At 33.7% G+C, this 6,019-nt stretch carries 4 protein-coding genes; 1 reads left to right on the forward strand and 3 read right to left on the reverse strand.

Annotated elements, in window-relative coordinates; all coding sequences use genetic code 11:
- Window positions 1-15: 15 nt before the first annotated feature.
- From LJE72_RS26370 to LJE72_RS21755, 3 genes are all read right to left on the reverse strand, one after another.
- Window positions 16-150: an ATP-binding protein gene (locus LJE72_RS26370; RefSeq protein WP_282437944.1), complete on the reverse strand. Its 135-nt coding sequence runs from the start codon at window positions 148-150 to the stop codon at window positions 16-18.
- Window positions 151-1,345: 1,195 nt separating this feature from the next.
- Entirely contained in the window at window positions 1,346-2,410 is a 1,065-nt protein-coding gene (locus LJE72_RS21750) for a restriction endonuclease (RefSeq protein ID WP_229250082.1), read from the reverse strand.
- Between the two features lie 289 nt (window positions 2,411-2,699).
- Complete coding sequence (locus LJE72_RS21755) at window positions 2,700-4,043, reverse strand: TniQ family protein (RefSeq protein WP_229250083.1); 1,344 nt, start codon at window positions 4,041-4,043, stop codon at window positions 2,700-2,702.
- A 209-nt stretch (window positions 4,044-4,252) separates the two neighbouring features.
- Here LJE72_RS21755 and LJE72_RS21760 point away from each other — a divergent pair, with 209 nt between their 5' ends.
- Complete coding sequence (locus tag LJE72_RS21760; protein ID WP_229250084.1) at window positions 4,253-6,016, forward strand: TniQ family protein; 1,764 nt, start codon at window positions 4,253-4,255, stop codon at window positions 6,014-6,016.
- Window positions 6,017-6,019 lie beyond the last annotated feature (3 nt).

Here is a 6,019-nt window from a genome sequence, read left to right on the forward strand (position 1 = left end):
TGCATATTAAAGCCTTCAGACACTGTAAAGCTGAGTTACCACCTCTATGCTTTCCTGCTCGCTTAATTGTCGAAGAATACCTGAGTTGACCTTAGCCAGTAATGTCTTACCTAATCCTGGTGGACGGACTAGATTTGTATCATAATCCATTATCCATTATTTATCCTCCGTAATATAGTCCCATACGTACATTTTTAAAATGAAACACGGAAGAACTTTTAAGGTTCTTTCTTGTTTTTTATTCTGTGTTTACGGACATCCATAAAAAGGGTATAATTATTTTGGGTGACTAATCCGAGGAAGATCCGTTTGTGCATAAGGAGGTACTTGCATATGAAAGAGAGACAATTTTACTCTCACTGATAGGAAATGGCAACAACATTTTCTATTTTTATCGGTCGGAACGGCCAAGTATTAAAACCTTGTAATTAGTTCCTGTACGAAGAGTTTATCCACCTGCATGGGTAGACGCCACTTCATCATGTTGTCCTCTTCAAACGGATTAACGGATTAGATTCACCCATGGTGATAAAGCCCATTCATATTCATTTCTTCATGTCTCCTGGATGTAATGCCAGGGGTAGTAATTGTTACGGAAATATTAATTACTACCCCTAAATACTGAAAGGAGGATACACATGATGAAGTGGATTAAGAATGCAGGACTTTATCTGACCGATCTCATGTTGTTCCTTGTTGGTGCGTACGGGGAGAGGCTTCTCTCCTCGGTGCAAGTCGCTATCGCGTCTTTGCCTCCGAGCCAATTCGGCATGACAGGTATGGTCATATGCTTTATTCTTATTGGCTACATACGATGTAGACTAAGATAAGGCTAACCAAAGAAGAAGGGAGAGGAGTAATTACCCTCTCTCTTTTTCATTCAGAACAGCTGCCCAAAATTTTCCAATTCATCCAGACTTGAGTTACTATTAGTTTTAACCTTGTGTAGGATATACCAGAGTTAAACATGGACTTCTTAGACATTACGATTAAATATGAATTAGACTGAAGAAATGGAACTCCGTTGCTCTCGAAGGAGGTCTTACTTGTTATCTTGAACGGTCGTTTATGACCATTCATCTAAATATAATCGTGAAGGAAGAACTTTAATTTTTTAGAGCACAATAAAATAGTTCCCTTAATGGGAACTATCTTTGTCTCAAGTGTATTGTGTAATTGTAATTAAAGGAGTCTATGTCTATGGCTTATTTGATTCCTTATTAATTTTGTAACTATAGCGGGATTCTAAACTGTCATAGTTTGGAGAATAGTAAGAGCAGAATTATTAGCCCAACTAAAATGCAATGGTATTAATATCCATATAGACCCCAAAAAACTAATTGAATCATGCGGAATGAGTATATGAACAATTCGGATAACCTGTACATCCCCAAAAATAACCCCTTTTTCCTTTAATGCGTCTAAGTCTACGTCCACACCTCGGGCAATTATTATCTGAAGTTAGCAGTGTGGGTGATATTTGCTGATAAGAAATATCATTAACTACCACATGACCTTTTGAACATCGTTTTTCAAATTCATTATTGCTTAATGAAAAGCTAACTTTCTCACCACATTGATGACAAATTAGCATTGCATTATCCCCATCGCTTCTCTCTGGATAAGCCTGTTTCATTAACGAAAGCAACTCATTCATGTCAACTAATTCAATATTATTTTCTTTGCCATATTCATAAGCGGTTTTTGTAAAAATCCCAGTATTTACGAAAATACCCTTTTCGGCGTTTTCTTCAACCATAGCAGCAAACAATTTTTGGAACTGAGGACGACCAATTGAGTTATTAGAGCCATATCTTTTGCACTCAAGAAGAACCTTCTTCCCATTTCTATACATTATGGCATCTTTCCCATGATCGTTAACAAATGGAGTTTGTTCAACTATATAGTCAAGTTTTCTATACATTTCAGATACAACATCTTCAAATTCCTGAGGACTGAGTGCTCTAATAGATTCTTCTTGTTGGACTTTTATTCTTGCAAGTCGCTCTATTTCTCTATTTCTAAAGTCATTTGCTTTACTATTTAAGTCGGCTTTTCGTTGTTGCTCTCTTGATTCATCTTCACGAATTTTCACACATGTAGGGCATAAGCTTTTAACTTTACCTCCACGGACACCATGCGGACATTTAATGTTTAATTGACGCCATTTATGAAGATAATCTGACCCAAAAGCCCAAGCTAAATATATGCCTATAACTAATAATGGTAAAACCCAAAACAAGACTGTTCCTTGTTCAATATCTATACCAAAAATATAATAACTAAGAAACATTATAAATAAACCGACATAGTAGAGTAGACAAATACTAAAGCCGATAGCAAACCCTATACAAAAAATCAGTTGAATCAATTTTCCGATAAAACTAAAGATACTATCTATCCCTTTCATAATATCCCCCCAAAGTCATGTATTCTGTACTTCTTCTGTAATCCCTTCAGTAATGGTTAAATTTGAGAACTAAGTTGAGAGTTTGGGGGCCCTGTTATAATTGAGTTTCATTTTGAGCAATTAAGTTGTAGGTTTAGCCTAATATTGACTATGTACGGCAATTCAATTAGTACAAGATCTCTTGGTCGGTGTTTCATTTCTATCGAGTTATTCGAAAACTACCGTGAGTTTTAGTTGATATGCAAATCTAGTTTACAACCACTTATCATAATTGCACAGAGCCGCTAACTCAAAGATATATCAATTCTTCTTTGTCAATCCTTTCTAGAATAAGTTGTAATAAAAGCTTCTTTAGTTTAATTGTGGGGACAAGTACATCCCCTACAGCTTCGAAAGGTAAGGTTATTTTTACGTTTATCTTTTTAGAAACTACTAAATTAAGAATATCATAAAATACTGTATTATTTAGGTTAACAAAATCAAGCATAATACTCGACAAGCTGCAATAACCTTCTTGTTCGTCAACTATATCTCCAAATTCAATAAATATAAACAGAATGTCGGCAATTTTATTAAGATTAATTTCCCTATAATTTTTTTCAGTATTAGTGGTTAAGTTTAAATTGTAGGGTAATTTCAGTAAACTTTTACTTAATGTTGTTTCAATATGCAAATTATCATGAGAAAAATGTTGAATACGTGTTAATAAAAATTCTTTTGTATATTTACTTTTTATGTATTCCTGAAGAACTTTTTCAACAAAGCTTAATGATTTATTAATAGAAGGTATTAAACTTAATGAACATAAGTAACCTCCGGCAATTTTATAACCATCATTGATTAATTTAAGTTCTTCACAGTTATCAATCTTTTCTAAAAAATTTATAAAGCTATTGGGCCATCCTTTTATGATTTTTTCAATAACTTCAATAAATAAATAGATATCATTTTCTTCTTCTTCCAAATTTACTTTATAAAAATTCCTAACTAGATTTTTAAATGGTATAGACCTTTTTCTTAAAAACTTATGAAGATAGTCAAAAAACACAAAATAATTTCCGGTGTTCAAATCAGGGAAAGTATTCAAGATACTCTCATCATCAGATAATATAGAAAAGGCTTCATAAACTCTGATTTGATTATCAAGAACGTTCTTATTTGAACAAATAGGTGCAGTTATTGTAGTTAGATTTAGTCCGCAACTACATTTACTTTCCAAAATATCTTCTAAGCTTATCTTATTCTGACACTGGGGACAAACTGATATTAAATAACTTTTATGTTTCAAACAAATATGTACTCTTTTACTTAGCCAATATTTTCTATGATATAGTTTTTCCCTTAAGCAATGCGGACAAAAAGATGTTACTGTCCCTGGATAATAATAATTATCTAATAAAGGCAACGTCATATTAACTATACTTTGTTCTGACAACTTAGTTACTTTAGAAATAGTTGTAATAGTTTTTTTATCATTTAAATGGTTAAGGTCGCCAATCGCTATTTGCTTAAATCCAAATAATTCAATAATCCATTGAATTTTACACTCATTAGCATTTGCAAGATGGTATATATAACTTGATAAACTTTGGTGCGGTAAAGGAGTAGGTCTCCGAAGAAATACTGTGCTCATATTAAAAACCTTCCGAATTCTTCAATTTAGAATTTTTGAGAAGTATCGACGCCATCAACGTCTTAGCTAGGCTTGTTATTAGATTTACATTCGTGGATTACTTGTAAAGTTTATGTGTTTATACGTCCCCCCTCATAAATGGGGTTTTATTTTTGCATTAAAATGGCAAGAATGCATTTATACATTTAGTGGTAGGTGCCAAATTCTAAATGCATTCACTTCTGTTTAATCCTAAGCCTCAAGAATTTGAATCACTAACGAGTTATATCTGTCGAGTTGCGGAAGAAAACCTGGTCTCTTCGCACGAACTTTGGCGTTTTTTTTTAAATACCAATGCCAAATATCCACAAAGTGATATTTCTTCATTTTTAGATAATTTCCCATTTACATCTATTGACCTTAGAAAGTTTGAAAATTTTCTTCAGTTCTCGATCGGCACATTAGATTCCCTAACATTTCTACCTGTATATTCCAAACTCGGTGTAAAATGCATTCCGAAGAGTAAGGTTCTTAGTGGTTTACTGGATAAGAAGCGGAGGTTCTGTCCATTATGTTTATCGGAAAAAAGAAGTTATAAAATTTATTGGCAAGTAAGAGAAATAAATTGTTGTGATGTCCACGGGATAAAGCTTTTAGGTGAGTGTTGGGCATGTCATCGTGAGATACCCATGATACCTAATCAGGGGCTAAATGGGTTTTGCCCTTTTTGCCAGTCTTCTTTAGTTGGGGCTAACTGTATACCTTATTTATTTGACCATCATGAGGCACGGATTTTAAAAGACTGGATGTATCTCCTTAATTCAAATGTTCAAGGAATACGAGCATTAGAGGGTTTAACAATACAACAGAGTATTGCTATTCAGATCTTATATGTGTTAGCTAAAAGTCCTGTATTTTTAGAAGAAGAAAAAAGGAGTATCGTTCCAACAATTCTTCAGACAGCTCGAAATAGCAAAGTCCAACTAACGTATCTACATTTAGACACTATATTAAGTATACTTCGAAAGGCAAATGTTTTGATAGATTCATTTGCTAATATAACGGTTCCGACGCAATTTATCGCCCATATATTAAACGAAAAAATACGACTAGTTGATCGTTATGCATGCCTTTCTCCATGGTGTAAAGGACATAGTAAATCAGGAACGTTAGAACGGACGTCTACGTCAACTAAAGTTAGAATCGATGGTAGTAAATACAATTATTATATGTATTGCACTGAATGCGGGCTCGAATTCTGTTTAAGAGTTAACGAACATAATCTGACAGAACGTGGATATTTTATTGATTTTGCCTTTAAAATAGTACGACCTTTATTGGCTGAGGAGCCTACACTGAAACAATTAGCATGTAAATTAGCATCGTCCGAAGACAAAATTAGACGAGCAATTATTTTTTTAGCTGCGAACAAAATTATTGAAAATCGCAATTTGCCAGTAACTATTCCCCAAAGACACAATTCTGAAATAACAAAGAGAATAATAGACGAAATAGGTAAAGGCACCCCGGCAAAGAAAATTAGAGAAAAGCTTAATTTAGGTTACAATGAGTTTCTTTGCTATTGGCTCTTATCAAAGGTTAGAGTATGTTACTTGAGGTCAATTATCCCAACCGGTTCAAGAAGTTCTAATATAGAGAGAAAACAGTCTTTAGATTATGCGATAGGATCATTAAAAGAAGCTGGTATATCTATTACCATCAAGCGGGTTTCGGACTTTTTAAACATCTGCCCAGAAACTTTGAGACTATGGGGTCTTCTGCCGCAGATAAACGAAGCTAAAAAAGAACAATTGTTATATAAAAAGACTTTGGAGAAGAAAATCCTTATGGACCGTGCTGTTAGTATTATTGAAGATTTCAGTTCAAAGGATTCTAACATTACAGTTGAAGATATTTATAAGGTTTTAGGCTATGGTAGAACCGGCGTTTGTCAAGTTAGTTGTCGTTTAACTCCAAAATTGTATATAAGTTAAGAG

This window comes from Desulfosporosinus shakirovi (assembly GCF_020595055.1).
Lineage (GTDB): Bacteria > Bacillota > Desulfitobacteriia > Desulfitobacteriales > Desulfitobacteriaceae > Desulfosporosinus > Desulfosporosinus shakirovi.

Excerpts from the sequence above, each read along its gene's own strand:
- LJE72_RS26370 (WP_282437944.1), bottom strand. The coding sequence starts at position 150 with ATGGATTATGATACAAATCTAGTCCGTCCACCAGGATTAGGTAAGACA.
- LJE72_RS21750 (WP_229250082.1), bottom strand. The coding sequence starts at position 2,410 with ATGAAAGGGATAGATAGTATCTTTAGTTTTATCGGAAAATTGATTCAA.
- LJE72_RS21755 (WP_229250083.1), bottom strand. The coding sequence starts at position 4,043 with ATGAGCACAGTATTTCTTCGGAGACCTACTCCTTTACCGCACCAAAGT.
- LJE72_RS21760 (WP_229250084.1), top strand. The coding sequence starts at position 4,253 with ATGCATTCACTTCTGTTTAATCCTAAGCCTCAAGAATTTGAATCACTA.